At 67.2% G+C, this 25,095-nt stretch carries 26 protein-coding genes and 1 tRNA gene; 10 read left to right on the top strand and 17 right to left on the bottom strand.

Annotated elements, in window-relative coordinates:
• Positions 1-531: 531 nt before the first annotated feature.
• Positions 532-604, bottom strand: a tRNA-Asn gene (locus tag AB0H00_RS16670).
• A gap of 200 nt (positions 605-804) precedes the next feature.
• Between AB0H00_RS16670 and AB0H00_RS16665 the strand changes: the two genes are divergently transcribed.
• Positions 805-1,050: a hypothetical protein gene (locus tag AB0H00_RS16665; protein WP_357266647.1), complete on the top strand. Its 246-nt coding sequence runs from the start codon at positions 805-807 to the stop codon at positions 1,048-1,050.
• Positions 1,051-1,357: 307 nt separating this feature from the next.
• Here the strand turns inward: AB0H00_RS16665 and dnaG are convergent, their stop codons facing one another.
• The 5 genes from dnaG to AB0H00_RS16640 form a co-directional block, all read right to left on the bottom strand.
• Complete coding sequence (gene dnaG / locus AB0H00_RS16660) at positions 1,358-3,280, bottom strand: DNA primase (protein WP_357266605.1); 1,923 nt, start codon at positions 3,278-3,280, stop codon at positions 1,358-1,360.
• 73 nt (positions 3,281-3,353) lie between these two features.
• Complete coding sequence (locus AB0H00_RS16655) at positions 3,354-4,613, bottom strand: deoxyguanosinetriphosphate triphosphohydrolase (RefSeq protein WP_357266602.1); 1,260 nt, start codon at positions 4,611-4,613, stop codon at positions 3,354-3,356.
• Between the two features lie 6 nt (positions 4,614-4,619).
• Positions 4,620-5,198 carry a YdcF family protein gene (locus AB0H00_RS16650; RefSeq protein ID WP_357266644.1) on the bottom strand — a complete coding sequence of 193 codons (579 nt, stop codon included), beginning with the start codon at positions 5,196-5,198 and terminating at the stop codon, positions 4,620-4,622.
• A 255-nt stretch (positions 5,199-5,453) separates the two neighbouring features.
• The gene (locus AB0H00_RS16645; protein ID WP_357266599.1) at positions 5,454-6,131 is read right to left on the bottom strand and encodes an MBL fold metallo-hydrolase; all 678 of its coding nucleotides are present in this window, start codon (positions 6,129-6,131) and stop codon (positions 5,454-5,456) included.
• 207 nt (positions 6,132-6,338) lie between these two features.
• On the bottom strand, positions 6,339-7,622 hold the full coding sequence (locus AB0H00_RS16640) for an acyltransferase (RefSeq protein ID WP_357266595.1): 1,284 nt from the start codon (positions 7,620-7,622) through the stop codon (positions 6,339-6,341).
• A 43-nt stretch (positions 7,623-7,665) separates the two neighbouring features.
• Here AB0H00_RS16640 and AB0H00_RS16635 point away from each other — a divergent pair, with 43 nt between their 5' ends.
• Together AB0H00_RS16635 and AB0H00_RS16630 are read left to right on the top strand one after the other, a co-directional pair.
• Positions 7,666-8,274, top strand: a complete 609-nt coding sequence (locus tag AB0H00_RS16635; protein ID WP_357266593.1) for a transcriptional regulator — start codon at positions 7,666-7,668, stop codon at positions 8,272-8,274.
• Between the two features lie 500 nt (positions 8,275-8,774).
• Positions 8,775-9,497: a DUF899 domain-containing protein gene (locus tag AB0H00_RS16630; RefSeq protein WP_357266590.1), complete on the top strand. Its 723-nt coding sequence runs from the start codon at positions 8,775-8,777 to the stop codon at positions 9,495-9,497.
• Between the two features lie 158 nt (positions 9,498-9,655).
• On the opposite strand, the gene AB0H00_RS16625 is transcribed toward AB0H00_RS16630, so the two are convergent.
• Complete coding sequence (locus AB0H00_RS16625; protein WP_357266587.1) at positions 9,656-11,047, bottom strand: glycine--tRNA ligase; 1,392 nt, start codon at positions 11,045-11,047, stop codon at positions 9,656-9,658.
• 225 nt (positions 11,048-11,272) lie between these two features.
• Here AB0H00_RS16625 and AB0H00_RS16620 point away from each other — a divergent pair, with 225 nt between their 5' ends.
• Both AB0H00_RS16620 and AB0H00_RS16615 read left to right on the top strand, forming a co-directional pair.
• Positions 11,273-11,623 (top strand): metalloregulator ArsR/SmtB family transcription factor, encoded by a 351-nt coding sequence (locus tag AB0H00_RS16620; protein WP_357266641.1) that lies wholly within the window; start codon positions 11,273-11,275, stop codon positions 11,621-11,623.
• Positions 11,624-11,626: 3 nt separating this feature from the next.
• Positions 11,627-12,061: a Fur family transcriptional regulator gene (locus AB0H00_RS16615; protein ID WP_357266584.1), complete on the top strand. Its 435-nt coding sequence runs from the start codon at positions 11,627-11,629 to the stop codon at positions 12,059-12,061.
• Positions 12,062-12,228: 167 nt separating this feature from the next.
• On the opposite strand, the gene AB0H00_RS16610 is transcribed toward AB0H00_RS16615, so the two are convergent.
• Positions 12,229-13,200: a hypothetical protein gene (locus AB0H00_RS16610; protein ID WP_357266581.1), complete on the bottom strand. Its 972-nt coding sequence runs from the start codon at positions 13,198-13,200 to the stop codon at positions 12,229-12,231.
• Positions 13,201-13,301: 101 nt separating this feature from the next.
• Between AB0H00_RS16610 and AB0H00_RS16605 the strand changes: the two genes are divergently transcribed.
• Positions 13,302-13,922 (top strand): TetR/AcrR family transcriptional regulator, encoded by a 621-nt coding sequence (locus AB0H00_RS16605; protein WP_357266579.1) that lies wholly within the window; start codon positions 13,302-13,304, stop codon positions 13,920-13,922.
• A gap of 148 nt (positions 13,923-14,070) precedes the next feature.
• Here AB0H00_RS16605 and AB0H00_RS16600 read toward each other — a convergent pair whose 3' ends face one another.
• Entirely contained in the window at positions 14,071-14,481 is a 411-nt protein-coding gene (locus AB0H00_RS16600; RefSeq protein WP_357266576.1) for a hypothetical protein, read from the bottom strand.
• Between the two features lie 14 nt (positions 14,482-14,495).
• A complete protein-coding gene (locus AB0H00_RS16595) occupies positions 14,496-15,314 on the bottom strand; it encodes an isoprenyl transferase (protein WP_357266573.1) in 819 nt (272 codons plus the stop codon).
• 121 nt (positions 15,315-15,435) lie between these two features.
• On the opposite strand from AB0H00_RS16595, the gene AB0H00_RS16590 reads away from it, so the two are divergent.
• Complete coding sequence (locus AB0H00_RS16590) at positions 15,436-15,816, top strand: DUF1870 family protein (protein ID WP_357266571.1); 381 nt, start codon at positions 15,436-15,438, stop codon at positions 15,814-15,816.
• Here the strand turns inward: AB0H00_RS16590 and recO are convergent.
• Positions 15,773-16,552: a DNA repair protein RecO gene (gene recO / locus AB0H00_RS16585; protein WP_357266568.1), complete on the bottom strand. Its 780-nt coding sequence runs from the start codon at positions 16,550-16,552 to the stop codon at positions 15,773-15,775. The two genes, AB0H00_RS16590 and recO, sit on opposite strands and share 44 nt — an antisense overlap.
• A gap of 259 nt (positions 16,553-16,811) precedes the next feature.
• Here recO and AB0H00_RS16580 point away from each other — a divergent pair, with 259 nt between their 5' ends.
• Both AB0H00_RS16580 and AB0H00_RS16575 read left to right on the top strand, forming a co-directional pair.
• Positions 16,812-17,678 carry an alpha/beta hydrolase gene (locus AB0H00_RS16580; protein ID WP_357266566.1) on the top strand — a complete coding sequence of 289 codons (867 nt, stop codon included), beginning with the start codon at positions 16,812-16,814 and terminating at the stop codon, positions 17,676-17,678.
• Positions 17,665-18,270 carry a TetR/AcrR family transcriptional regulator gene (locus tag AB0H00_RS16575; protein WP_357266563.1) on the top strand — a complete coding sequence of 202 codons (606 nt, stop codon included), beginning with the start codon at positions 17,665-17,667 and terminating at the stop codon, positions 18,268-18,270. Before AB0H00_RS16580 ends, AB0H00_RS16575 begins: the two co-directional genes overlap by 14 nt.
• Positions 18,271-18,368: 98 nt before the next feature.
• Here the strand turns inward: AB0H00_RS16575 and era are convergent, their stop codons facing one another.
• From era to AB0H00_RS16545, 6 genes are all read right to left on the bottom strand, one after another.
• Complete coding sequence (era, locus tag AB0H00_RS16570) at positions 18,369-19,325, bottom strand: GTPase Era (protein WP_357266560.1); 957 nt, start codon at positions 19,323-19,325, stop codon at positions 18,369-18,371.
• Entirely contained in the window at positions 19,318-19,680 is a 363-nt protein-coding gene (locus AB0H00_RS16565) for a cytidine deaminase (protein WP_357266557.1), read from the bottom strand. The genes era and AB0H00_RS16565 overlap by 8 nt, the downstream gene beginning before the upstream one ends.
• The gene (locus AB0H00_RS16560; RefSeq protein WP_357266554.1) at positions 19,677-21,041 is read right to left on the bottom strand and encodes a hemolysin family protein; all 1,365 of its coding nucleotides are present in this window, start codon (positions 21,039-21,041) and stop codon (positions 19,677-19,679) included. The genes AB0H00_RS16565 and AB0H00_RS16560 overlap by 4 nt, the downstream gene beginning before the upstream one ends.
• Positions 21,038-21,592 carry an rRNA maturation RNase YbeY gene (gene ybeY / locus AB0H00_RS16555; protein ID WP_357266551.1) on the bottom strand — a complete coding sequence of 185 codons (555 nt, stop codon included), beginning with the start codon at positions 21,590-21,592 and terminating at the stop codon, positions 21,038-21,040. The genes AB0H00_RS16560 and ybeY overlap by 4 nt, the downstream gene beginning before the upstream one ends.
• A gap of 62 nt (positions 21,593-21,654) precedes the next feature.
• The gene (locus tag AB0H00_RS16550) at positions 21,655-22,713 is read right to left on the bottom strand and encodes a PhoH family protein (protein ID WP_357266638.1); all 1,059 of its coding nucleotides are present in this window, start codon (positions 22,711-22,713) and stop codon (positions 21,655-21,657) included.
• Positions 22,714-22,869: 156 nt separating this feature from the next.
• Positions 22,870-23,772, bottom strand: a complete 903-nt coding sequence (locus AB0H00_RS16545) for a LysR family transcriptional regulator (protein ID WP_357266548.1) — start codon at positions 23,770-23,772, stop codon at positions 22,870-22,872.
• Between the two features lie 100 nt (positions 23,773-23,872).
• Here AB0H00_RS16545 and AB0H00_RS16540 point away from each other — a divergent pair, with 100 nt between their 5' ends.
• Positions 23,873-25,090 (top strand): MFS transporter, encoded by a 1,218-nt coding sequence (locus AB0H00_RS16540; RefSeq protein ID WP_357266545.1) that lies wholly within the window; start codon positions 23,873-23,875, stop codon positions 25,088-25,090.
• Positions 25,091-25,095 lie beyond the last annotated feature (5 nt).

Raw genomic sequence — 25,095 nt, 5'->3', positions numbered from 1 at the left:
GACAGACGGTTCACGAGTCAACCCGCCCGATCTCCTGCGGCACGCTACGGGGCAGCTGACCCCGGACCACGAACCGCTCCCATCAGATAAGTCGAGACGGTTCAGGCTCCGACGCGAACCGCCGACAGTTGGACTTCGCTGGCCGTGCTGACGACAAATTCGGATCTCAACTTGGCCGAGGCACGCGCTGACGACCGGGTATCGACACTGATTCCTCGACCGTCCCCCACCAGCGACTCATCGAGGCTGCCGCAGCAGCTGCCTATAGCGGATATGCAGCTTCGATCACCAGCCACCCATTCGATAGTCGGAGGTCGTCTGCGTTCCCATCTTCGATGCGCCCTGCCGAGGGCACGAACCTGCGCCGGTTCAACCGTCGAATCCGAGGCGACAGGTCGATGGGGCCATACCCACAGGCGAAACGGTTGCAGCGACCCGGAAGTTTGGTCCGGTATTCTTGGCGTATTTTTGGTCGCAGCCCGCAGACTAAACAGGTCAGGCACGGTGACCGTGCCTGACCTGGTAGTTATGCTCCCCCATCTGGACTCGAACCAGAAACCTGCCGATTAACAGTCGGCTGCTCTGCCAATTGAGCTATAGGGGACTATCCTCGGCTCGCTCGTGGTACCGGGCGGGCCGAGGAGAAACTTTAGCGTATCGCTGGGCGAGGGCCCAAATCGCGTCTCTAGCTGCTGACTTGTCTGGGATCGCGGGTGTGTTCGTGGCGGGCATCCGGATCGACAGGCGTGCGGGGTGTCGGGCAGGATGGTAGCCGCGAACAGCCAACGGGAGGAGCACATCGAGATGCTGCGGTTGATCATCGGCGTGGCGGCCGGTTACGTACTCGGCAGCAAGGCCGGGCGGGCTCGCTACGAACAGATCAGTGCGGCTACCCGCGCGCTGACGGAGAGCCCGGTGACCCGCAAGCTTGTGCTCTTCGGCAGACAGAAATTGGCGGACAAACTCAGCACCCGGCCACGGCTGGAGCCGATGGAGCCGCTCGACGAGCGGACCACCCTCATGGTGCCGCACGACCAACTGCGCCGCTGAAGGGTAGTCACCGGGGGCCCGATGAAGCGGGTCGCAGTGGATGGGCGTCGTCATCGAACCGCTCCAGCCTTGTTCGGCCGGTTGGCGGTCGGGGCACAGACGGGCGACGACTGGGACAGATCCGACCGAGTACGACATATCCGCCGGCGCGGGCGGAGCGCGAAGCCCTGCTCAGCCCGCTGAACGGCCACTCCGGACGCCCATGTGCACTGAGGTACGGCATGGAATCGCACACTGAACGCGAGGAACCACGCCGATGCGCCGGCCGATGCCGCGGGTGTCGATCACCGCACGGACCGTGCGACCGCTACGCCCCGGTCGCGAAATCGCCGTGGCTGCCCATCGCCTGGGTGAGCAGGCTCTTGCGGTACTGCTCCAGAGCGACCAGATCGCCGAACAAAGCGAAGTATGCCTCCGGCTGTTCGGTCGAGGACACCCGCTGCAGCTTGGACTTCAGCTCGGCGATCTGCCTGCCGACCCAGGCCTCCTGGGTGCGCGCCAGCACACCGGCGACGAAGCGCGGGATGTCGGCTTCGGACTTCACCGGCAGTGGCTCGTTGGCCAACTCGGACAGCATCGCCCGCACCGTGAGGTCGTCGGTGCCATCCGCCACGGCGTTGACCCATTCGGCGCCGCCCAGCCCTGCCGCCGTGCCGCCCGCCCCGGCGATCAGCGTGCGGACGACTGTGTAGGCGGGGTGGGTGAAGGCCTCCGGCTCGAGCGCGTCGAAACCCGCCCCGGCCATCGCCGGGTACTGGAGCGCGGCGGCCAGCACCTGTCGTTGCGGCAGCAGCGCGGGATCGTTCGGATTCGGCCGTGCCGCAGGATGTTCGGCGACCACCTCCCGCCGCGGCGCGGTCGCGCGGCCCACTCCGGTGTGCCCGCCGCCGTTGCGATTCCGCTTGGCCTCCTCGCCGACTCGGCGCACGACGGCCTGGATATCGTCCCAGCCGACCCAGCCAGCCAGCTTGGTGGCGTACGCCTTGCGCAGTGCGTTGTCCTTGATCTGCGCGACCACGGGCACCGCACGGCGCAGTGCTTCCACCTGGCCTTCGGCGGTATCCAGATCATGGTCGGCGAGCAGACCGCGAACTACGAACTCGTACAAGGGGGTCCGGCGGGCTACCAGGTCGCGCACGGCGCCGTCGCCGGAGTGCTGGCGCAGTTCGCACGGGTCCTGCCCGTCCGGCGCGATCGCGATATAGGTCTGGCCCGCCAGCTTCTGGTCGCCCCCGAAAGCTTTCAGCGCCGCGGCTTGACCCGCCGCGTCACCGTCGAAGGTGTAGATGATCTCACCGCGCCAGAAGTTGTCGTCCATCAACAGACGGCGCAGCAGCGCGAGGTGTTCGTCACCGAAGGCGGTACCGCACGAGGCGACAGCCGTTTTCACGCCGGCCGAGTGCATCGCCATCACGTCGGTGTAGCCCTCCACCACGACGGCCTGGTGACCCTTGGCGATCTCCCGCTTGGCGTGATCGAGACCGAAGAGCACCTGAGACTTCTTGTACAGCAATGTTTCGGGGGTGTTGATGTACTTGCCGGGCATGGTGTCGTCGTCGAAGAGCTTGCGTGCGCCGAATCCGATGACGTCGCCGCCGAGATTGCGGATCGGCCAGAGCAGACGCCGGTGGAAGCGGTCGATCGGGCCGCGCTGGCCCTGCCGCGACAGCCCGGCGGCCTCCAGCTCCTTGAAATCGAAACCTTTGCGAAGCAGGTGCTTGGTCAGCGTGTCCCACCCGGCGGGGGCGTAGCCGCAGCCGAACTGCTGAGCCGCGGCCGCGTCGAAATTACGCTCGGTGAGATATTTGCGTGCCGCCTCGGCTTCCGGCTCGCGTAACTGGGACACGTAGAACTCGTGCGCTGCCGCGTTCGCCGCGACCAGGCGGGAGCGGGTGCCCCGATCGCGCTGCACCGAGGTCCCGCCACCCTCATAGTTGATCTGGTGGCCGACCCGGTCGGCGAGCTGCTCGACCGCCTCGACGAAGCCGACATGCTCGATCTTCTGCAGGAAGGCGAATACGTCGCCGCCCTCACCGCAGCCGAAGCAGTGAAACAAACCGTGGTTGGGCCGCACATGGAACGAGGGCGATTTCTCGTCGTGGAACGGGCACAAACCCTTCATGGAGTCCGCGCCCGCGCGTTTCAGTGCGACGTACTCCCCCACCACATCTTCGATCCGGACGCGTTCGCGTATCGTCGCGATATCGCGATCAGGGAGTCGTCCGGCCACGGCAGTGAGTCTAGGCGAAGGCAGCGGCGACTCGCCCGGAGGCTGGTCAGGCCGGATCGGACGAGTTGACGCGCTATACGTTCAACTGGGCGGCGACGCGCTCCAGGCGGCTTTCGGTGTAGGAGGCGATCTGGTCGACGATGACGCGAACACGGGCGGTGTCGTCGGTGGCGGCGTCCCAGACGGGCAGCAGGAGCGGGTCGAGACCACGCGGCGCGGTGGCCAGCAGCCGCTCGGCCACCGCGAGGATGCGTTCCCGCTGGGCGGCCTGCCGCAGCTTGTGCGCCGGATCAGACATGACGTAGCGCAGCGCGACAGTCTTCAGCAGCGCCACCTCGGCGGCGACGATGCGCGGTATCTCCAACTCGGCGTCATAGCGGGAGAGCCGCCCTTGCCCCGCGGCATCCTTGGTCGCCATGATCGCGGCGGTGGCGAAACGGCCGACGAGCTCGCTGGTCAGGCGCTTCAACGCAACAGAAGCGGTGAACGTGCCGTCGTACCAGGAGGCTGCCGCGACCACGGGCAGCTCCGAAAGTCGTTGCGCGGCGGCGGCCAGCTCGTCGGCCGACAGCGAGTGCTGGAATTGGCCGTGGGCCGCCAGCGCATCCTGCTCGGCGGGGTCGGCGAGGGCGCGCAGATCGATGCGACCGGCGAGCACACCGTCCTCGACGTCGTGCACCGAGTAGGCGACGTCATCGGACCAGTCCATGATCTGGCATTCCAGGCTGCGCCGCCGATCGGGCGCACCCTTGCGTATCCACTCCAGACGCTCGGCGTCGACCTCGTACGCGCCGAACTTGGTGCCGGAACCCGTTCTGCCCCACGGATATTTGAGGGTCGCGTCCAGCGAGGCACGGGTGAGGTTGAGGCCGGCACTGGTACCGTCGGCGGCGAGCACCTTGGGTTCGAGGCGGGTGAGGATGCGCAGGTTCTGTGCGTTGCCCTCGAATCCGCCGTACGCGTCGGCGAAGGTGTCCAGCGCGGTCTCGCCATTGTGGCCGTAGGGCGGATGGCCGATGTCGTGGGCAAGGCCGGCCAGGTCGACCAGGTCGGGGTCGCAGCCGAGGCCGTCGGCGATGCTGCGGCCGATCTGGGCGACCTCGATGGAATGGGTGAGCCGGGTGCGCGGGGTGTCCCCCTCGCGCGGACCCATGACCTGGGTCTTGTCGGCCAGCCTGCGCAGCGCGGCCGAGTGCAGCACACGGGCACGGTCGCGGGCGAACTCGGTGCGGTGGCCGGTTTCGAACTCACTGCGCGGCGGGCCGAGCCCCGCGGTCTTGGCGCCTTCGACGACAATGCGTTCCCTGTCGTATTCGGTGTAGCTGTCGACCATCGGATCTCACTGTCCCGCTGTATATGTGAAGTCCGCCGAGAAGTGGGTGAGCTGGTACCACAGTAAAGCGCCGGTCTCCCTGGCGATTCCGTGCGCCTGTGACTCCCGGGTGTAGACGGCGGGACCGGTTCTGGTCGGCGCGGTCCACGCGGCGAGGCCCTCGTCGCGCGCCATGGTGCGAGTGCGCAGCGAATGCCAGGGATCGCTGACCAACACCGCGGAGGCCATTTCGCGCGCACGCATCGCCGTCGCGACCGCCTCGACGCTGCGCACGGTGTCCGAACCGGTTTCGACAGCGAGGATCTTGTCGCTGGGCACTCCGCGCGACTGCAGGTAGTTCTTCCCGGAAGCCGCCTCGGTGAACAGGTCGCCCTCCTGCTTGCCGCCGACGGTGATCACCCGCGGCGCGACACCAGCCCGGAAGAGCCTGTATGCCTGATCGAGTCGCGCCTCGAACACGGTCGACGGAGTGCCGGAATACTGTGCGGCGCCGAGCACGACGATCGCGTCGGCCTTCGTGTAGTCATCGATGCGCGCCACCTGCCACACACGGAACGCGGTCCCGCCGACCAGCACCACGCCCATCACCACCGAGCCGACGACCAGTCGCCGGGCCCAGCGCAGCAACCGCGCGCCGAGGCCGAATGGCCGGGCGAGGTCGGGAGCCGAACCAGCTCTGTTGCGCGTCGTTGGCGAGTTCACTCCCCAAGTTTGCCAGTAGGGATGCCACTCCCGGCGAGTTCGGGCTCCCGGCGCGCGGTCCTTGGCTGATAGCACGTGTGCAAGGAACCGACCAGTCGTGCGAAAAGGCCCGAGCTGGCGGGGTGCGGCCCCCGCCGATTACCAGCCGCGGGCGCGCCAGTCGCCGAGGTTCGGGCGTTCGGTGCCGAGGGTTGTGTCGTCGCCGTGGCCTGGGTAGACGACCGTGTCGTCGGGGTATCGGTCGAAGAGTTTCGTCGTCACATCACCGAACAGCGAGTTGAAGTCTTCGGGTGCGGTGGTGCGGCCTAGACCGCCGGGGAACAGGGAGTCGCCGGTGAACAAGTGGGTGCGACCGGCACCGTCGGTGAGGGCGAGGGCGACCGAGCCCGGGGTGTGGCCGCGCAGGTGGATGACTTCGAAGACCAGGTCGCCGATGGTGATGGTGTCGCCGTCGGCGAGGACGCGGTCGGGGCGGACGGGCAACGGCTCGGCGTCCAGTGCGTGGGCGGCGGTCGGGGCGGCCGTGGCGGCGGTGGTCTCCTTCAGCGCCGACCAGTGGTCGCGGTGCTGGTGAGTGGTGACGATCAGCTGGACACGCCCCGGCGTCTCCTGCTCGACGAGGGCCGCGATGCGCTCCGCCTCGTTGGCGGCGTCGATGAGCACGGCGGCCCCGGTGTTCGCGCACTGCACCAGGTAGCAGTTGTTGTCCATGCCGCCGACGGACATCTTGACGATCCGCGCACCGGGGACGTCGCGCTGCTGCGGATTCGAGCTCGGGGATACGTGGCCGGTGTATGGGCGATCGATGGTGATCACGGATCAATGCTAACCAGTTGGATTCTTTCCATGTCGTTGCCGCTGCCCAATGGCCTTGCCCGTTGGACGCCTGGCCGGCGATCGACATTCTGATCGAAGGGCCGCTGCGCGGCGCTCAGGATCCGGCGGCTGGAGTGCGGGCTCCTACGGCGGCTCGACCGGTTCCCGGCGGATCAGCCGCGGCGGCAGGTTCTGACTACTTCGCCCTCAGACACAAGCCACCGACAGCGCGGTCAACTCCGCACGGACCGCCGCGAGAAGACCATCGGTGTTCGCGCCCCCGCCCAGCAGACCGACGGTCAGCTCGCGGGCGAATGTGTAGACCAGGAAGGTGACGGAGGCGGAGGCGCCCGCCGACGGTCGGGGGTGGGCGGAGAGGTAGACGATCTCGTAATCGGTCAGTGCGATCGCGGCCGGTGTGCGGAATGCGGGAACGACGCCGGTGTTGGTCACCGCGATGTGCCCGGCCAGGGAGTAAGTTCTGGCCGCACCGTAGAAATCCGGAAAGTGCAGAACCGACTGGTGCACAATGCCTGAGGACAGATCGCGGGCCAGTCGGCCCGAAATGCGCTGAGCCAGTTCCATGAGACTCCCCGAGGGATCGACCTCGGCCGCGAACGAGGCCATCCCGGCCATGTTCGTCCCCGCCGCCGCGGCGACGGGCGGATCGAACCGCGAGCGCAGGTCTACCGGATACAGACAGCCCAACGGCACTGCACCGCCGACGGTTTCGCTCGCGCACGCCCGCAACAATGCCGCGGTGACGAGCCCGTTCACCGTCACTCCCGACTTGCGGCCGAGCGCGACGATCCGGGTGGTGGTGTCCGGATCCAGGCGCGCGCGAAGCGGACGCGCGAGCGTGCTCGACGTGGGTTCCCCTGCGGCGGGCACAACATCGGTCTCCGGGGGAAGCGGCTTGGTCACGTCTTCGAATCCGGACGCAACGGACCTGACGATCCCATGCGCCTCGACATACCACTCCAGCGGCTTGGGATAAGCCTGTGGCACAACGGTGATAGGCGCACAATCGACGATCCTGGTGTAGAAGTCCCAGAGCCCGGACAACAGTCCGACGCAGTGCCCCGCGTCGGCGATGCTGTGATGTGCGAACAGAGTGACACGCCATTGATCCGCGCCCGAGCCGACGACATCCAGGTAGGCCAACTGGCCGGCGGGATCCACCACGGGTGGGTCGACGGTTTCCACGTCGCCCTGGCGCACCGACGCCGGTGTCCACGCCTGCTCGTCCGGAGCGAGCAGATATCCCTGTCCCGCAGTGTCTTCCATGATTCGGCAGGCCACCACCGGATACTCGCGCCGCACAAAGTCGAATGCCTCCCCCAGCGCTACTGGGTCCAGCGCTCCTCGCACCGACACCGATCGCCCCGTGTACGTGCCGTGCCGTACGAACCGCTGCTCCGACGGCGCCAACGTCCGCAACACATCAACCTCATCCCGCAACACATCGCAAGCGTGCGGCAACTCCGGCACAGGCGCAATCCAGCCGCCGGGGCGAATGCGGAAGACTGCCGGTATGAGTCTCGCGGCACATCTGGAGGACATCGGCCGACCCCTGGTCGAGGAACAGCTCACCCATCCCACGGTGGCCGGGATCGCCGAAGGCACGCTGCCCGAGCCGATCTTCCGGTCCTGGCTGGAACAGGACTATCTGTTCCTGATCGACTACGTCCGGGTGTTCGCCCGCCTCGCCTGGCAGGCGCCACCGGCCCACCTCGGCGACCTGATCGACCTCGCGCATGTCACCTACCACGAGGAGCTGTCGCTGCACCGCTCGCTGGCCGCAGAGTTCGGCGCCGACCTCGACGGCGCGACCAAAGGCGCGCCGTGCGCGGCGTATACGGCGTTCCTGCTCGAGTCGGCCGCCTCGTACAGTGAGGGCCTTTCCGCCCTCTATCCGTGCATGTGGGGGTATTCCACACTCGGAGCGCTGCTCGCGCGGAACCCGCCCGAGGATCCGCGTTACCGCCGCTGGGTAGACACCTACGCCGATCCCGGATTCGCCGAGCTCACCCGGCGCTGCGCACAGATGATCGATGAGGCGGGTACCGACCCGGCACGCGCGGAAGAACTGTTCCGGGAAGGCATGCGTCACGAACTCGCGTTCTGGGACGTTCCACGCTGAGCCGCCCTCCACGGACGGACCCGGCCGCATCTGGCGCTCGGATCTCACCTCCTTCGGGACGGCGACCGTCGCCGTGGGCGATCGGGGTTACGCCGACTGAGCGCAGCGTGATCGGCCTCCCCTGCCGCCACGGCACGCACGGCAGCGAAGCCGTTGCGCTGGTTACGAACAACGCTCCGGCCACATCCCAGCCCAGATTCGCAGGCTTGGGCATCACCTGATCGGCGAGCACCACATGGGTGGCGTGGCCGGCACGGTTCTCGGTGAACCGAGCACATCGTGCCCCCGCCCTGCTTTCGGGGTGGCCACCGCGAGAACCTTGCCGACCGACACCGAGGGGCGCGCCACCACAGCCCATCGTTGCGGCATGGCGGTCCTCTGGACGGGGACGATCTCCGTCCAGACCCCTGAACGAATCCGTCGGCTGTCACCCGATGACTCGGCCCCGGCAACTCCGTCTACCTATATGGAGCACTGTCCACCGACCAAGGAGAGATTTCATGAACCGTCCAGCCGTGGCATCACGCGAGGAATGGCTGGCTGCCCGCACCCGACTGCTGGCCGAGGAGAAGGCGCTCACCCACCGGATGGACGAGGTGGCCGCGCTACGCCGCGCCCTGCCGATGGTCGCGATCGACAAGGACTACGTGTTCGAGGGCCCCGCGGGGAAAGTCACCCTCGCCGACCTGTTCGACCGGCGCCGCCAACTCATCGTGTACCACATGATGTGGCGCTGGGACCTGGACGCGGGCTGCCCGAGTTGCGCGCTGCTGCTCGACAACGTCGGCCACCTCGCCCACCTGAACGCGCAGGACACCGCCTTCGCGGTGGTGTCACGCGGACCGTGGGAGACCCTCGACCGGTACCGCGAGCGGATGGGCTGGAGCTTCCCGACGTACTCCTCGTTCGGCAGTGACTTCAACTACGACTTCCACGTCACCCAGGACGAATCCGTCGCCCCGGTCGAATACAACTACCGCACCAAGGCCGAGCTCGAGGCCAGGGGCGAGACCTGGCACACCGACGGCGAGCAGCCCGGCACCAGTGTCTTCTGGCGCGACGACGACACGGTCTTCCACACCTATTCGTCCTACGGCCGCGGCGGCGACATCCTCATCGGCACCCACCAGTACCTCGATCTCACCCCGCTCGGCAGGCAGAAGCACGTTGGCGAGGCCGTGCACCACGACAGCTACGGCGACGCCGAATCTCCTTGTCACTGACCCGCAAACGGCGTGGGCGCCGTGGATACGCTGACATCGTGGGTCAGGAACACGTACGCCGTCCGACGGCGATCACGAGAAGATCGTCGACCAATTGCGACACACGCTGACCGAGGGCAGGTTGTCGCTGCCCTGCCACGGGGCGTCGTCGGAGCGGGTCAGGCGCCGATCAGGTGCTGGGCCAGGTAGCCCTCGACCTTGTCCAGCGCGATGCGCTCCTGAGTCATCGAGTCCCGTTCGCGGATGGTCACCGCCTGGTCCTCCAGCGTCTCGAAGTCGACGGTGATGCAGAACGGCGTGCCGATCTCGTCTTGGCGGCGGTAGCGGCGGCCGATGGCGCCCGCGTCGTCGAACTCGACGTTCCAGTTCTGACGCAGTTGCGCGGCAAGGTCTTTGGCTTTCGGCGTCAGATCGGCGTTGCGCGAAAGCGGAAGCACCGCCGCCTTCACCGGAGCGAGGCGGCGATCCAGCCGCAGCACCGTGCGGGTGTCCACGCCGCCCTTGGCGTTGGGCGCCTCGTCCTCGGCGTACGCGTCGACCAGGAACGCCATCAGCGAGCGGGTCAGGCCGGCCGCGGGCTCGATGACGTAAGGGACGTACCGCTCGTTGGTGGTCTGGTCGAAGAAGCTCAGCTCGGTACCGGAGTGCTCGGCGTGCGTCTTCAGGTCGAAGTCGGTGCGGTTGGCGACCCCCTCCAGCTCACCCCACTCATTGCCCTGGAAGCCGAAGCGGTACTCGATGTCGGTGGTGCCCGCCGAGTAGTGCGAAAGCTTGTCCTTCGGGTGCTCGAAGAGACGCAGGTTCTCGGCGGTGATGCCGAGGTCGGTGTACCAGGAGAACCGGGTCTCGATCCAGTACTTGTGCCACTGCTCGTCCTCGCCCGGCTTGACGAAGTACTCCATCTCCATCTGCTCGAACTCGCGGGTGCGGAAGATGAAGTTGCCCGGGGTGATCTCGTTGCGAAAGCTCTTGCCGATCTGCGCGATACCGAACGGCGGCTTCTTGCGCGCGGTGGTCATCACATTCGCGAAGTTGACGAAGATGCCCTGTGCGGTCTCGGGGCGCAGGTAGTGCAGACCCTCCTCGGACTCGATCGGACCCAGGTAGGTCTTGAGCATCATGTTGAAGTCACGCGGCTCGGTCCAGCGGCCGACGGTGCCGCAGTTCGGGCACGCGACCAGCTCCATCGAGACCGTATCCGGGTCGTCGATCTTGTTTTTCAGCGCGTACGCCTCCTGCAGGTGGTCCTGCCGGAAGCGGTGGTGACAGTTCAGGCATTCGACCAGCGGGTCGTTGAACACGCCGACGTGGCCCGAGGCGACCCACACCTGGCGCGGCAGGATCACCGACGAGTCGAGGCCGACGACGTCCTCGCGGCCGGTGACCATCGCGCGCCACCACTGCTTCTTGATGTTCTCCTTGAGTTCGACACCCAGTGGACCGTAGTCCCATGCCGACTTGGTGCCTCCGTAGATCTCACCACACGGGTACACCAGACCCCGGCGCTTGGCGAGGTTGGCAACGGTGTCCACCTTCGACTTGGGTGCCACTCGAGAGTTCTCCATCCACTTGCGAGTCGGATCAGTGCGGTCGAATGTGTTGCCTTCACTCGAATGCCAACACATCAACCAGGTCGGCTCTAGCCTATAGACCCTGCCCAACCGAGTTTCCACCGCACAGCCAACCCTGAAACGCAGGCCGACCGACGCGCCTGTTTGACATGCGCACCTGTGCATATCAAAATGGTAATGCTTTCCATTAAGGAGTTGGGTGACATGACCGCCGAGACCGCTGCCGCGCCGCCGCACAATCCCTACCGATCACCCGGCCCCGCGCCGGTCCCCGCACGGGCCGTGCTGGAGGATGCGGGTGAGTTGTTGCGGGCGCTGGCCGCACCGGTGCGCATCGCCATCGTGCTGCAGTTGCGCGAGTCGCCGCGGTGCGTGCACGAGCTGGTAGACGCGCTCGGGGTGACCCAACCCTTGGTCAGTCAACATCTGCGTATCCTCAAGTCCGCGGGCGTCGTGCACGGTGAGCGCTCGGGTCGTGAGGTGCTCTACGAACTCGTCGACGACCACTTGGCGCATATCGTCGTCGACGCCGTCGCGCACGCCGAGGAAGGGTGATTCGTGCCAGACAATACGGCCGCTCCACAGAAACCGGTCGGTATCCGCAGCACCAGGCAGCGCAGCGCCATCGCCGCGCTGCTCGGTGACATCGATGAGTTCCGCTCCGCCCAGGAGCTCCACGACGAGTTACGCAAACGTGGCGAAGGCATCGGCCTCACCACGGTCTATCGAACGCTGCAGTCGCTGGCCGACGCGGGGATGGTGGACGTGCTGCGCACCGATTCCGGCGAATCCGTCTACCGCCAGTGCTCGAATGGCCACCATCACCATCTGGTCTGCAGACGTTGTGGCCGCACCGTCGAGGTCGAGGGCCCGACGGTCGAGGCGTGGGCCGAGGCGATCGCGAGCGAGCACGGCTTCACCGAGATCAGCCACACCCTCGAGGTGTTCGGCACCTGCACGGCTTGCTTGTCGGCGGGCCACGGAGTGATGTAACCGGCCGACCCCGCCGACGAACTCCGCGAAACAGCCGGGAGCCGACGAATCTGGCTCCCGGCTAGCCGTTTTCGGCTCACACCGCAGCGGGTGTCGGTCATCTTCCGCACCCTCTCGCACGGGTCGGGCCGCCCTCGGCTACGAGGACGGCCCGACCATGACCGAACTCAACCCACGGGGACCGCGTCCCGCGCCGGAGTCGGTTCCGCAACGGCACGACCGCGCAGCGCGGCGACGCCGAGCAGCACGAGCGCGACGGCGGCCCAGATCAGCAATACCGCGAGTGGGCCAGCCGCGGCGGCTCCGTCGAAGAACGCGACCGAGCGCAGCAACGAGGCCGCCGCGCCCGGGGGCAGCAGCTGGCCGATGACGCCCCCCGGCTGCGGCAACAGTTCCGGAGCCGAAGTCGCCGCCGAGAACGGGTTGCCGACCAGCAGCATGGTGAGCGCGGCGAGGCCGATTCCCACGCGGCCGATCACGGCGGCGAGTCCGACGACCGTGCCCGCGACCGAGACCGAGACCAGTCCGGCCACGAAGGCGAGCACAAGGTAGGAACCCGGCACCACCGACATCCAGCCCTGAATGATCGCCATGCTCAGCAACCCGCCAGCGACGCCGAAGGTCACCAGGCCGATCACCTTGCCGCCGACCGCGGGGATCAGGAGCGCGAGCAGCACGCCCGCCGCGAGACCGGACATCACCAGCGGCAGCACCATGGCGCCGAACGCGGCTCCCCGCGGATCGTCCGAGTCGGCGGCCACCACGTCCTCCACCCTGGCGGCCGGCGCGCCGGAGAGCTGCTGCCCGATCTGGGTGAGCTGCTGCGCGACAGCCGGACTCGCACCAGAGGCGACCAGCACACGGGGCGGCCCTTCGCCGGTGACGATCGCACCGTAGACCTCCCGGTTCGCGATCGCGGCGCGGGCGGCGGCCTCATCGGCCGGAGTGGAGATGTCGAAGGCATCCGGACTGTTCTCGGTGAGCTTGCCTGCGACCACTCCTGCCTGCGGGCCGGTGACGGCCAGCGGCAGGTCACGTGGGGCGATATTGGCGGCGGGCCAGGCGAACGCGATCAGCATCAGCGCTTGGAGCAGGGCGGCGCCGAGACCGAGGGCGAGCGCCCGCTGCATGGTGTTCATGACGTTCTCCCCAAAATCGAATGATCGTTCTTTTTCGATGCTTTACGGTGGCACGGGACAGTGAGGTTGTCAAGAACGAACATTCGTTTTACTTTGGGAACATGCCCCGAGTCAGCGAAGAACACCTGGAACGCCGCAAGCAGCAGATCCTGGACGCCGCGCAGCTGTGCTTTGCCCGCAAGGGGTTTTACGAGACCTCGATGCAGGACGTGTTCACGGCATCGGGACTTTCGGCCGGTGCGGTCTACCGGTATTTCAAGAGCAAGGACGAGCTGATCACCGCGCTGGCCACCCAGACAACCATGCACCTGCGTGTGGTGATGGACGAGGCGATCCGCCACGACCCGCTGCCGACACCCGCGGAACTGATCACGACGATCGCCGAGGAAGTCGTGCGCCGCAGCGGTCCCGACGGGCCAGTGCGGTTGGCGCCGCAGGCCTGGGCGCTGGCCCTGGTCCATCCCGAGGCAGGCGAGATGGTCCGGACGACGATGTTCACGATGCGCGCATTGTGGGTCACCTACGCCGAACGCATGCGCACGCAGGGCTGGCTACCCGACGACGCCGACACCGATGCCGTGGCCAAGGCGATCATCGGATTCCTGCCGGGCTTCATTCTCCAGCACCTCATCCTCGGCGATATCGACCCGGAGACGCTGGCGCGGGGCGTCCGGACATTGCTTCCCTTCGGAGAAACCACCGCGCGAGCGAAGTCGGTCTGAGACGAATCACGGCGTGGACGCCGACGCGGCTCGGCGATGGGGCTGCGCGCAGGGATCAGAGCCCAGCCGAGTCGCTCCGCGGCGCGGATAACCCGAGCCGGATACCTCGCACGGCTGTCACGACCTCGGCAGGACAGCGGTCATGTCCTCAGGGAAGCAGACCTTGCCTGGCTCGGCCCGCGTTCGACAGGACGAGCAGCAGCATCGTGGTCAGCGCCTGGTCGTCCAGCCCCGCGGCCGGGAAGGTGTACCGGAGGATGACGTCGGCGAGATTGCCGCGGCCGATCACGGTGAGCGAGCCGAACTGCAATGCGTTATTACGCTCGGCGACCCGCTTGTGCAGCTGGGATTTGAGCGGCCGGTCCCAGGCCAGAACGCAGGTGAGGGTCAGCACATCCAGGCCCGGCGCGAGATTCACCGCGCGCAGCGAACAAAGGGCGCCCTCGTATTCGAATCCGAGCGACCCTTCGGGGTCGACACGCACATCGATGTCGTAGTGCGACAGGCAGGCCCCGGCCCGTGCCTGCAGCTCCCGGTCCGGAGTCACCGCTGCGTCCATGTCCGTCCCGCCGTTCACTTGGTGCCGCCGAAGCGACGGTCACGCGAAGCGTACTGGAGACATGCCTCCCATAGGTTGCGCCGGTCGAAATCGGGAAACAGCGTGTCCTGGTAAACATATTCAGCGTAAGCCGACTGCCAGATGAGGAAGTTGGAGCTGCGGAACTCGCCCGACGGACGCAAGAACAGATCCACGTCCGGCATGTCCGGCTCGTCCAGGTACTTCGCCACTGTGGACTCGGTGATCTTCTCCGGGTCGATCTCGCCCGCCGCCACGCGTCGCCCGATCTCCCTTGCCGCATCGGCGATTTCGGCCCGGCCACCATAGTTGACACACATGGTGAGAGTCATCACCGTGTTCTTCGCGGTGAGCTGCTCGGCGATCTCCAATTCGTTGATCACGCTGCGCCACAGGCGTGGTCGGCGTCCGGCCCAGCGCACGCGCACGCCCATCGCGTGCATCTCGTCGCGGCGGCGGCGGATCACGTCGCGGTTGAAGCCCATGAGGAAGCGCACCTCCTCGGGGCTGCGCCGCCAGTTCTCGGTAGAGAAGGCGTAGGCCGACAGCCACTTCACCCCGATCTCGATGCAGCCCTCCACGGTGTCCATCAGCACTACCTCGCCGCGTTCGTGACCTGCGGTGCGCGGCAGCCCGCGCTCCTGGGCCCACCGCCCATTGCCGTCCATCACCAGCGCGACATGGTTCGGCACCAGCTCTTGCGGCAGCTGCGGCGGACGAGCTCCCGACGGATGCGGCGAAGGCGGACGGACGGCGCCTACCGTGTTCGGCCTGGTCGCGGTGGAAGAGTCTCGACGGAGGATCACGGGCTCCATCCTGCCTGATCGGCACAGCACCCTGTACTGGCGAGTTGCGTCCTGGTGAATTCTGGGGCCCCTTCCAGCAAAAGTGACCTATTCTTGTCCATACTGTGATGCTGGGGAGGGGTTCTCGCACGTGATCGATCTACCAAACACCGGAACCGCGGCAGGTTTCCGCGCCACTCGGGAATTGCTCGGACTGCCGGTCCCTTGGTGCGCGCGGTTCTTCGAGGTCGCCGAGCGCACCGTCGAACGGTGGGAGAAGGGCGCCTTTCAGATCCCCGACACCGTGGCCCGCGAGCTCGCCTCGATCGCGGATGAGACCGAGCGGGTGGTCGAGGCAATGGTCGACGCCATCTACACCGGAGAGATCTCCCCACGCCTGCACACCTACCGAACCAACGACGATTACTGCAAGCACGAACCCGACACCCGCTACCCGGCCACCTGGCACCGTGCGGTGTGCGCCCGCGTCATGGTCGAGCTACCCGAGGTAGAGCTTCAATTCGTGGATTAGTGGCCCCAGACCGCTCGATCAACGGCAAGGTGCGCAACTGACGCTCCAGATGCCACTGCAGGTGCGCCGCGACAAGGCCGCTGGCCTGTCTGCGCACCATGTCCGGCACCGTCTCGACGTACTCCCACTCGCCGCGCAGCAGGGCTATCAGCAGATCGAGCACCCCGGGGGCGGGCGTCGCCGCCCCCGCCGGACGGCAGTGCACGCACACCGCACCCCCAGCCGCGACGTGGAAGGCCCGATGCGGCCCCGGCGTCGCGCACTTGGCGCATTCGTCCAGCGCGGGCGCCCAGCCCGCGAAACCCATGGCACGCAACAGGAACGCGTCCAGGATCAGCTCGTACGGGCGCTGCTTGGCCGCGATCGCGCGCAACGCACTCGCAGTCAGCGCATGCAGCCGGGGCGCGGGCGCGTGTTCCTCGCCGGCCAGACGTTCGGCGGTTTCCAGCACGGCGCACGCGGTGGTGTAACGCCCATAATCGTCGATGATGTCGGCGGCGAACGCCTCCATCGTGTGCACCTGGGTAACCGTGTCGAGCGTGCGTCCCGGATACAGCTGCACATCGATGTAGGAGAACGGCTCCAGCCGGGCCCCGAACCTCGACTTGGTTCGCCGCACCCCCTTGGCGACCGCCCGCACGAGACCGTGCTGCCGGGTGAGCAGCGTGACGATGCGATCCGCCTCGCCGAGCTTGTGCTGGCGCACCACCACAGCCTCATCCCGATACAAACGCACGGCCTGAGTCTAATTGCCGTGTTGGTTTGCAGCGCCTGCGGCGCCGCGGGTTCCCGCCTCGGTAGATCCGGGATACACCGGGGCGCGATATCGAAGATCGGCAGCTCCCAGGATCGCTCGCTGTGGTAACCGTAGCGCTGAATTTGGTCAACCGTCCATATCAGTTTCGCAATACCCGCCCGGGGCAGGAGCGCTTCACTAGACATACATACGGTATGTATGTAACAGTGGACTGGAACTGCGACGACTCGGAGGAACCATGGCAACCAGCACATCACTCGGCCGCACCCACGAGGTGGACTTGGCCGGCGGCCGCATCCGCTACCACGAGACCGGGGAGGGCGCTCCGGTCGTCTTCGTGCACGGCCTACTCGTCAACGCGGACCTCTGGCGCAAGGTGGTCCCCGGGATCGCCGCCGCGGGCCACCGTTGCATAGCGCCGGATTGGCCGCTCGGCTCACACGAGATTCCAGTCCCTGACGCGGAACTGACCCCGATAGGCGTCGCCGACTTGATCGCCGCATTTCTCGAGCGCCTCGAACTCACCGACGTGACCCTGGTCGCCAACGACACCGGCGGCGCGATCACGCAGGTGTTGCTCACCCGCGACCGGTCCAGGATCGGCCGCGTCGTGCTCGCGTCGGTCGACAGCTACGAGGGCTTCCTGCCGCAGCCGTTCACGGCGCTCCCGCTGCTGGCGAGGATCCCCGGGTCGATGCGCCCGCTGACCGAAGCGATGCGCATTCGGGCGCTGTACCGCCTGCCGCTGGCCTTCGGCTTGGCCACCAAGCGGCCGGTGCCGCCAGAGATCGTCGACTCCTATCTGTTGCCGAGCCGGAACTCGGCCGCGATCCGAAAAGATCTGCGCCGCTTCCTTCGGTCCGTGCATCGCAGCTACACCCTGGCAGCCGCGAGCCACTTCGCCGACGTCGACATTCCGGTGCTACTGGCCTGGGCGCGGGAGGACCGCATCTTCCCGCTCTCGTTCGCCGAACGTCTGGCCGGCGACCTGCCGAACGCGACGCTGAAGCTCATCGACGACTCCTACACCTTCCTGCCGGAAGACCAACCCGAGTTGCTCACCGAATCGATCCTGGAGTTCACTCGGCTGCATGCCACGCCGTAGCCAGGAAGACCGCTCCCGCGTCACCAGGGCCGCACTCGAACAAGCCGGACGTCGCCTGTTCACCGAGCGCGGCTTCGCGGGGACCTCCGCCGAACAGTTGGTCACCGAGGCGGGGGTCACCCGCGGCGCGCTGCACCACCACTACGGCGACAAGCGTGGACTGTTCCTGGCTGTGCTCGAGCAGATCGAGGTCGAGACCACCGAGGAAATCGAAAAGACCATCGCCGCGGCCGATCCCGACGATGTGATGGCCGGCATGGCCGTCGGGCTCGGTGTTTTCCTGGAGATCTGCCAGCGGCCCGCGATGTTGCGGATCGCCCTCACCGACGCCCCCACCGTGCTCGGCTGGCAGGCGTGGCGCGAGTTCGAGTCGGCCCATGGCCTCGGCCTGATCACCAGGCAACTGGAGCGGGCCCGCGACGCCGGGCTGATCGCCGACGCCCCAATCCCGGTGCTCGCCCAGCTGGTCATCAGCGTGATCAGCGAAGCCGCCCTGATCGTCGCACACGCCGCCGATCCGGACGCGGCCCGTGCGCAGACCCAGCAATCTGTACTGCTGCTGATCTCCGGCATCGTGCGCAGCAGCCGCTGAATCGGCCCGCGTGTCCCGGCAGCGGCGTTACCGGCCGAGGCTGAATCGACCGCTGTCCGATGAAGGATCCGGGAACCGCCTGGGACGGCTGAAATCGATCAGAAGCCCAGCTTGCCCAGCTGCTTCGGGTCACGCTGCCAGTCCTTGGCGACCTTCACGTGCAGATTCAAGTAGATGCGAGTGCCGAGGATGTGCTCGATCTGCTTGCGCGCGTTGGTGCCGACCTCTTTCAGCCGAGAGCCACCTTTACCGATGACGATCGCCTTCTGGCTGGGCCGCTCGACATACAGCAGCGCGTGCACGTCGAGCATGGCCCGCGCGGAGCGAGGGCTCGTCGACTCAGTCTCACGGCCCTCATAGGGCAGGATCTCCTCGATGACAACGGCCAGCGAGTGCGGCAGCTCGTCGCGGACACCCTCGAGCGCGGCCTCGCGGATCAGCTCGGCCATGAGCGTCTCCTCCGGCTCGTCGGTCAGCTCGCCGTCGGGGTAGAAGGCCGGGCCCTCCGGCATCTTCGAGGCGATGACATCGACGAGGACCTCGACCTGCTCGCCCTTGACCGCCGACACCGGCACCACGTCCGCGTCCGGGCCGAGCAGCTGGGAGACCGCGACCAGTTGCTCGGCGACCTGGTCCCGGCTCACCTTGTCGATCTTGGTGACCACACCGAGCAGCGTCGTCCTCGGTGCCATCTGCCTGATCTGCTGCACGATCCAGCGATCGCCGGGCCCGATCTTCTCGTCGGCCGGGATGCACAGCGCGATCACGTCGACTTCCGAATACGTATCGCGCACAAGGTCGTTCAAGCGCTGGCCGAGCAGCGTACGCGGCCGATGCAGGCCGGGGGTGTCGACCAGGATCAACTGGGTGTGTTCTCGGTGCACGATGCCACGAATGGTGTGCCTGGTGGTCTGTGGGCGCGAGGAGGTGATCGCGATCTTCGCGCCGACCAGCGCGTTGGTCAACGTCGACTTGCCCGTGTTCGGCCGTCCGACGAAACACACGAAGCCGGAGTGGAATTCGGCGTCCTCATGCGCCTTGGATTCGTCAGCCACCACGCACCTCGCCGGCGTCGGCCGAATCGTCGACGATCTCGAACACCGCGCCGTCACGGTCGGTGAAGATGATCCGCGCCTCCGCCGACACCTCCCGCACCGCAGTGACCCCGAAGTCGGACAAGCGCCCGCCGACCACCACGGCCGCCTCGAATCCCTCCGCGCCGCTGGAGATCGCGGCGGCCACCGCCGCCTGCAGCGCGGTCAGGCGCAGCGCCGTCAGGTTCACCTCGCCCGCGGCGTAGCTGCGTCCCTCCGTGTCGCGGATAGCCGCGCCACTCGCACCGTCGGTGCGGCCGAGCGCGCCACGGGCCAGCACCATCAGCTTATTGTCCTCGGCATCCAGTTCGGTCATCCGATGTCTCCGTCCTCGTTACGATCGGCCGGGGTCTCCGGCTCCGATCCATTGGCCTTGCGCTTGCCATTGGGGTTGTCGCCGTTGGATTTCTCGGCCTCGACCCTTTCGGTCGCCTTGCGCACCACCACGGTGTGCACCCGCATCCGCCCCCGTGCATCCGCGCGACCCTCGCCACGCAGTACCAGCCCGTGCACCGCGATCTTCGAACCGGGCAGCGGCACACGGCCGAGTTCGTGCGCGAGCAGGCCGCCGACGGTGTCGACGTCCTCCTCCTCGATCTCCAGCCCGTACAGCTCGCCGAGGTCCTCCACCGACAACCGGGCCGACACCCGGTAGCGGCCCCCGCCGAGGTTCTCGATGGGCGGTGTCTCATCGAGGTCGTACTCGTCGGCGATCTCGCCGACGATCTCCTCGAGCACGTCCTCGATGGTCACCAGGCCCGCGATGCCGCCGTACTCGTCCACCAGCAGCGCCATGTGATTGCGCCTGCGCTGCATTTCGTCGAGCAGGCTGTCCAGCGGCTTGGAATCGGGCATGAACACGGCGGACCGCATGACCTCGCGCACCCGCACCTTTCGGCTGCGATCCGTATATGGCACAAGGTCTTTCAGGTAGACGACGCCGAGGATGTCGTCGACGTTCTCGCCGATCACCGGGATGCGCGAATGCCCGGACCGCACCGCGAGCGACAGCGCCTGCGCCGCGGTCTTGTTCGCCTCGATCCAGACCATCTCGGTGCGCGGCACCATTACCGCGCGGGCCGGGGTGTCGCCGAGCTCGAAGACCGACTGGATCATCCGGCGCTCGTCGTCGGCTACCACGCCGCGCTCGCCTGCCATCTCGACCACCTCACGCAGCTCGATCTCGGAGGCGAACGGGCCGTTGCGAAAACCCTTGCCCGGGGTTATCGCGTTGCCGAGCAGAATCAGCAGCGTGCTGAGCGGGCCGAGCAGCGCGCCGATGAACTGCAGCGGCAGCGCGGCGGCCAGCGCGATCGAGTACGCATGCTGACGACCGAGCGTGCGCGGGCCGACGCCGATTACCACGTAGGACACCAACACCATCACCAGCGCGGTGACCAGCAGCGCCCAATCGTCCGCCCAGACCGTCATGAGCCCCGCCGCGAGCAGTACCGTGGCGCCGATCTCGCACAGAATGCGCAGCAGCACCATGAGATTCACGTAGCGGGCCCGGTCGGAGACGATCCGGGTCAGCCGCACCGCGCCGGGCCGATCGGCACGCACCAGGTCCTCGACTCGGGCCGGCGAAATGGTGTTCAGCGCCGAATCGACACCGGCGAATACCCCACCCACCGGGACGAGCAGGACCGCAAGCAGAACGAGGGTCTGTGAATTCACGCGGGTCCCACGGGGTCACCCGGTGTGGTGAAGCCCGCCTTACCCAGCAACCGCGCGTCCCGCGCGGCCAGCTCGGCCCGCCGCCGCGCTTCGCGCAGGCTCTCATACCACTCCTCGAGCAGCCGGGCCTGCAGCGCGAACATCTCCTTCTCCTCCTCCGGCTCGGCATGGTCGTAGCCGAGCAGGTGGAGCACGCCGTGCACAGTGAGCAGCGCGAGCTCGTGATCCAGCGAGTGGCCCGCCTTGCGAGCCTGGCCTGCCGCGAACTCAGGGCACAGCACGATGTCACCCAGCATCGACGGGCCGGGTTCGGGGCTGTCCGGCCGCCCGCCCGGCTCGAGTTCGTCCATCGGGAAGGACATGACGTCGGTCGGGCCCGGCAAGTCCATCCAGCGCATGTGCAGGTCGGCCATAGTGTCGAGATCGACGAGCACCATCGACAGCTCCGCGGCCGGGTGTACGTCCATTCGGGCGATCACGAATCGCGCGACGCTGACCAGGTCTTCTTCGGGCACGTCGATACCCGACTCGTTGGCGATCTCGATACTCACCCGAATAGAGTACGATCCCGGCGATCGCATGGCGGGAGCGGAGCCCCGCACGGCGAAATGAGCTACCGCCGGTCCGTCCGGCCCGCGGCGCGCCGCTGCGCCCGGTTACCGCCGTAATGTGCGGCGACCTGCGGACGCGACTCTGCCTCGAACCGCTCGTAGGCGTCGACGATGTCTGTGACGAGCCGATGCCGGACCACGTCGCTGCTGGTGAGCTGTGCGAAGTGGATGTCGTCGATCTCGGTGAGGATCTCCGACGCCGCACGCAGACCCGACCGTGCCCCGGTCGGCAGATCGACCTGGGTGACGTCACCGGTCACCACGATCTTCGAGCCGAACCCGAGGCGGGTGAGGAACATCTTCATCTGCTCGGCAGTGGTGTTCTGCGCCTCGTCCAAAATGATGAACGAGTCGTTCAAGGTACGGCCGCGCATGTATGCCAGCGGCGCGACCTCGATGACACCGGCCGCCATCAGCTTCGGGATGGCCTCCGGATCCATCATGTCGTGCAGCGCGTCGTAGAGCGGGCGCAGGTATGGATCGATCTTCTCGTTCAGCGTTCCGGGCAGGAAGCCGAGCCGCTCCCCCGCCTCGACCGCGGGACGGGTGAGGATAATCCGGTTGACCTGCTTGGACTGCAGCGCCTGGACCGCCTTGGCCATCGCGAGATACGTCTTGCCGGTACCGGCGGGTCCGATGCCGAACACGACGGTGTTGGCATCGATCGCGTCGACGTAGCGCTTCTGGTTGAGGGTCTTGGGCCGGATAGTCCTGCCGCGCCGGGACAGGATGTCCAGGCTGAGCACCTCCGCCGGGGACTCGCTCGAGCCCTCGGTGAGCATCGACACCGTGTGGCGCACCGCCTCCGGGGTGACCACTCGATTGCGGCCGGTGAGCGCGACAAGTTGCTCGATGACTCGCTCGGCCAGCGCGACATCGGCCGCCTTGCCGGTGAGGGTTACCGAATTGCCTCGGACGTGAATGTCCGCGTCGAGGAGCCCCTCGAGTTCGCGCAGATTCTGGTCGGCCGAACCTAGGAACGGGAACACGGATTCGGGAGCGAGTTCGATACTCGAACGCACGGTGCGCGCTGCGGGACCCGAACCGTCACCGGCACCGATGCCTGCCTCGGGTGTAGTCGGGTCGCCGATCTCGCCTTGTGTTCTCAAAAGTGGCTGAAGCCTGCTTTCCGGTCTCGACTGCTGCTGTATTGAGGCAAGTTTAACGCGCCCCACCGACACCGCCCAATGAATAGGTCTCCGACGGAGGGACCATGATCACGGGATTCCCCCGCGCCGCTGGGCCCAATCCGTAGTGAAATCACGAAATCGTCGCGCCGCGTCCGACAATGTCGCGGCCGCGGACCAGACCAGCCCGACCGCACGAGACGCGCCCGGGTCCGCGAGCGGCACGGTCACCGGACCGGACAGCGGGCCCGCCGACAACGGATCCTCCCGCGGCAGGATCGCCACGCCCAACCCCGCCGATACCAGCCCGGCCACGGTGACCAGGTCGCTGGATTCGAACCCGATCCTCGGCCGGATGTCCGCGGCCGCGCACAGCTCGTCGAAGATGCGCCGCATTCCGAAGCCTTGATACATCGTGACGAACTCGGCATCGGCCACCTCCGCGAGCCGGACCTGCCTGCGCCCGGCCAAACGGTGCTCAGCGGGCACCGCGAGCACGACAGGTTGGTGCAGCACGGTGCGCCAACCGACACCGGCCACGGCCGGGCGCGGGGAGACGATGCCCAGATCGGCCTCTCCATCGAGCACCCGCTGCGTAACCGTCTCGCCGGCCCCTTGCCACAGTGTGACCGTGATCCGGCCGGAGCCGCGCCGGAAACCGCCGATCAGCTGCGGCACGAGCGACCCGCCGAAGGAATGCTGGAACGACAGTCGCACCACGCCCTTGGCGGGGTTGGCCAGGTCCGATACTGCTTGCGCGGCCCCGTTCAGCTCGGTTTGCGCGCGGCGGGCGTGCTCGTAGTAGATCCGGCCGTACTCGTTGAGCATGATGCGTTTACCTCGTCGATCGAACAGCTCGACGCCGATCCTGCGCTCCAAACGGGCGAGCATGCGCGACAACGTGGGCTGGGCGAGGTGCAGCCGGTCGGCCGCCGCGCCGACCCGCTCCAGTTCGGCGAGTGTCGTAAACCACTCCAGGTCTTCACCCAACACAACCCGGCCTCTCTATATGCGAATAGAGCATGAACACTCTCATTATTATTCATTTCCTTTCTGTACGACGGGTGGCGATCCTGAACCGCAGGAGGAGCCCATGACCACGACGCAAACCCGGGACGCCCAACACGAGCGCCGGATCACGACGGCACTGTTCGCCGCCGGCCTGACGACCTTCGCGTCCATGTACAGCGCCCAAGCCCTGCTGCCCAGCATCTCGGCGGCGTTCGGCGCCACACCGGCACATGCGGCGCTCGCGGTGTCGCTCACCACCGGTTTCCTCGCGCTGGCGAGCGTTCCGGCGAGCGCGCTGTCTTCTCGTATCGGGCGGACCAAGGTGATGATCGGCTCCGCCGTCGCGGCGGCCGGTATCGGTCTGCTGCTACCGCTGAGCCCGTCGCTGGGCGTGCTGCTCGCCGGGCGAGCGCTGCAAGGAATCGCGCTCGCGGGCGTGCTCGCGGTGGCGATGGCCTATCTGGGAGAAGAGATCGGCGGCGCCGGAGTCGGCGCCGCGATGGGAACCTATGTGGCCGGCACGACGGTCGGCGGGTTGGCCGGGCGGTTGATTCCGGCGTTCACCCTGACTCTGGCGTCCTGGCGATGGGCGGAAGCAGTGGCTGCGGTCGCCGCGGCGGCCTGCACAGTGTGGTTCATCCGGGGCCTGCCGCCCTCCCGCGGTTTCGTCGCCCGGCCCGCTGGAATCCGCACGGTGCTGGGCGATCTCGCGAAACAACTGCGCCATCGCGGGCTGTTCGCGCTGTTCGGGCTGGCCTTCGTGCTGATGGGCGGGTTCGTCTCGATCTACAACTATCTCGGCTACCGCCTGATCGGGGCGCCGTTCGGGCTACCAGAGGCGCTCGCCGGGCTGGTGTTCGTGCTGTACCTGGCTGGAACGGCAGCGTCGGCGGTGGCCGGGCGCCTGGCCGATCGGATCGGCAGACAACAGGTGCTCGCGGCGTCGGTGGGGCTGATGGCCATCGGTCTCGCGGTGACGGTTCCAGATCACCTCGGCACTGTGATCCTGGGCGTATTGCTCTACACCGCCGGGTTTTTCGGAGCGCACACGGCAGCAAGCACATGGGTCAGCGTGATAGCGGAGGGCAACCGTGGTGCGGCGTCGTCGCTGTATTTGTTCGCCTACTACCTCGGCAGCGCGCTCGTCGGCGGCGCTGCGGGCATCGCCTACGCCAGAGGTGGGTGGCTCGGGTTGGCCGGTGGAATCGGCATTCTGCTCATACTCGCGGGGATGCTGGTGTGGGCGTTGGCGATTCATTCGAGCGGATCGGCACGGCACTCGGGGGTGGTCGGCGCCTGAGCGCA

This window comes from Nocardia sp. NPDC023852 (assembly GCF_040639505.1).
Lineage (GTDB): Bacteria > Actinomycetota > Actinomycetes > Mycobacteriales > Mycobacteriaceae > Nocardia.
This window is presented reverse-complemented; position numbering and strand designations above follow the sequence as displayed.

Bases quoted from the DNA above. Each gene is read 5' to 3' on its own strand.
- AB0H00_RS16620 (WP_357266641.1), top strand. From the start codon at position 11,273: ATGACCGCCGAGACCGCTGCCGCGCCGCCGCACAATCCCTACCGATCA.
- AB0H00_RS16665 (WP_357266647.1), top strand. From the start codon at position 805: ATGCTGCGGTTGATCATCGGCGTGGCGGCCGGTTACGTACTCGGCAGC.
- AB0H00_RS16650 (WP_357266644.1), bottom strand. From the start codon at position 5,198: ATGGGCGTGGTGCTGGTCGGCGGGACCGCGTTCCGTGTGTGGCAGGTG.
- AB0H00_RS16610 (WP_357266581.1), bottom strand. From the start codon at position 13,200: ATGAACACCATGCAGCGGGCGCTCGCCCTCGGTCTCGGCGCCGCCCTG.
- AB0H00_RS16540 (WP_357266545.1), top strand. From the start codon at position 23,873: ATGACCACGACGCAAACCCGGGACGCCCAACACGAGCGCCGGATCACG.
- AB0H00_RS16635 (WP_357266593.1), top strand. From the start codon at position 7,666: ATGAGTCTCGCGGCACATCTGGAGGACATCGGCCGACCCCTGGTCGAG.
- AB0H00_RS16575 (WP_357266563.1), top strand. From the start codon at position 17,665: ATGCCACGCCGTAGCCAGGAAGACCGCTCCCGCGTCACCAGGGCCGCA.
- AB0H00_RS16655 (WP_357266602.1), bottom strand. From the start codon at position 4,613: ATGGTCGACAGCTACACCGAATACGACAGGGAACGCATTGTCGTCGAA.
- AB0H00_RS16580 (WP_357266566.1), top strand. From the start codon at position 16,812: ATGGCAACCAGCACATCACTCGGCCGCACCCACGAGGTGGACTTGGCC.
- AB0H00_RS16630 (WP_357266590.1), top strand. From the start codon at position 8,775: ATGAACCGTCCAGCCGTGGCATCACGCGAGGAATGGCTGGCTGCCCGC.
- AB0H00_RS16605 (WP_357266579.1), top strand. From the start codon at position 13,302: ATGCCCCGAGTCAGCGAAGAACACCTGGAACGCCGCAAGCAGCAGATC.
- AB0H00_RS16595 (WP_357266573.1), bottom strand. From the start codon at position 15,314: ATGGAGCCCGTGATCCTCCGTCGAGACTCTTCCACCGCGACCAGGCCG.
- AB0H00_RS16600 (WP_357266576.1), bottom strand. From the start codon at position 14,481: ATGGACGCAGCGGTGACTCCGGACCGGGAGCTGCAGGCACGGGCCGGG.
- AB0H00_RS16565 (WP_357266557.1), bottom strand. From the start codon at position 19,680: ATGACCGAACTGGATGCCGAGGACAATAAGCTGATGGTGCTGGCCCGT.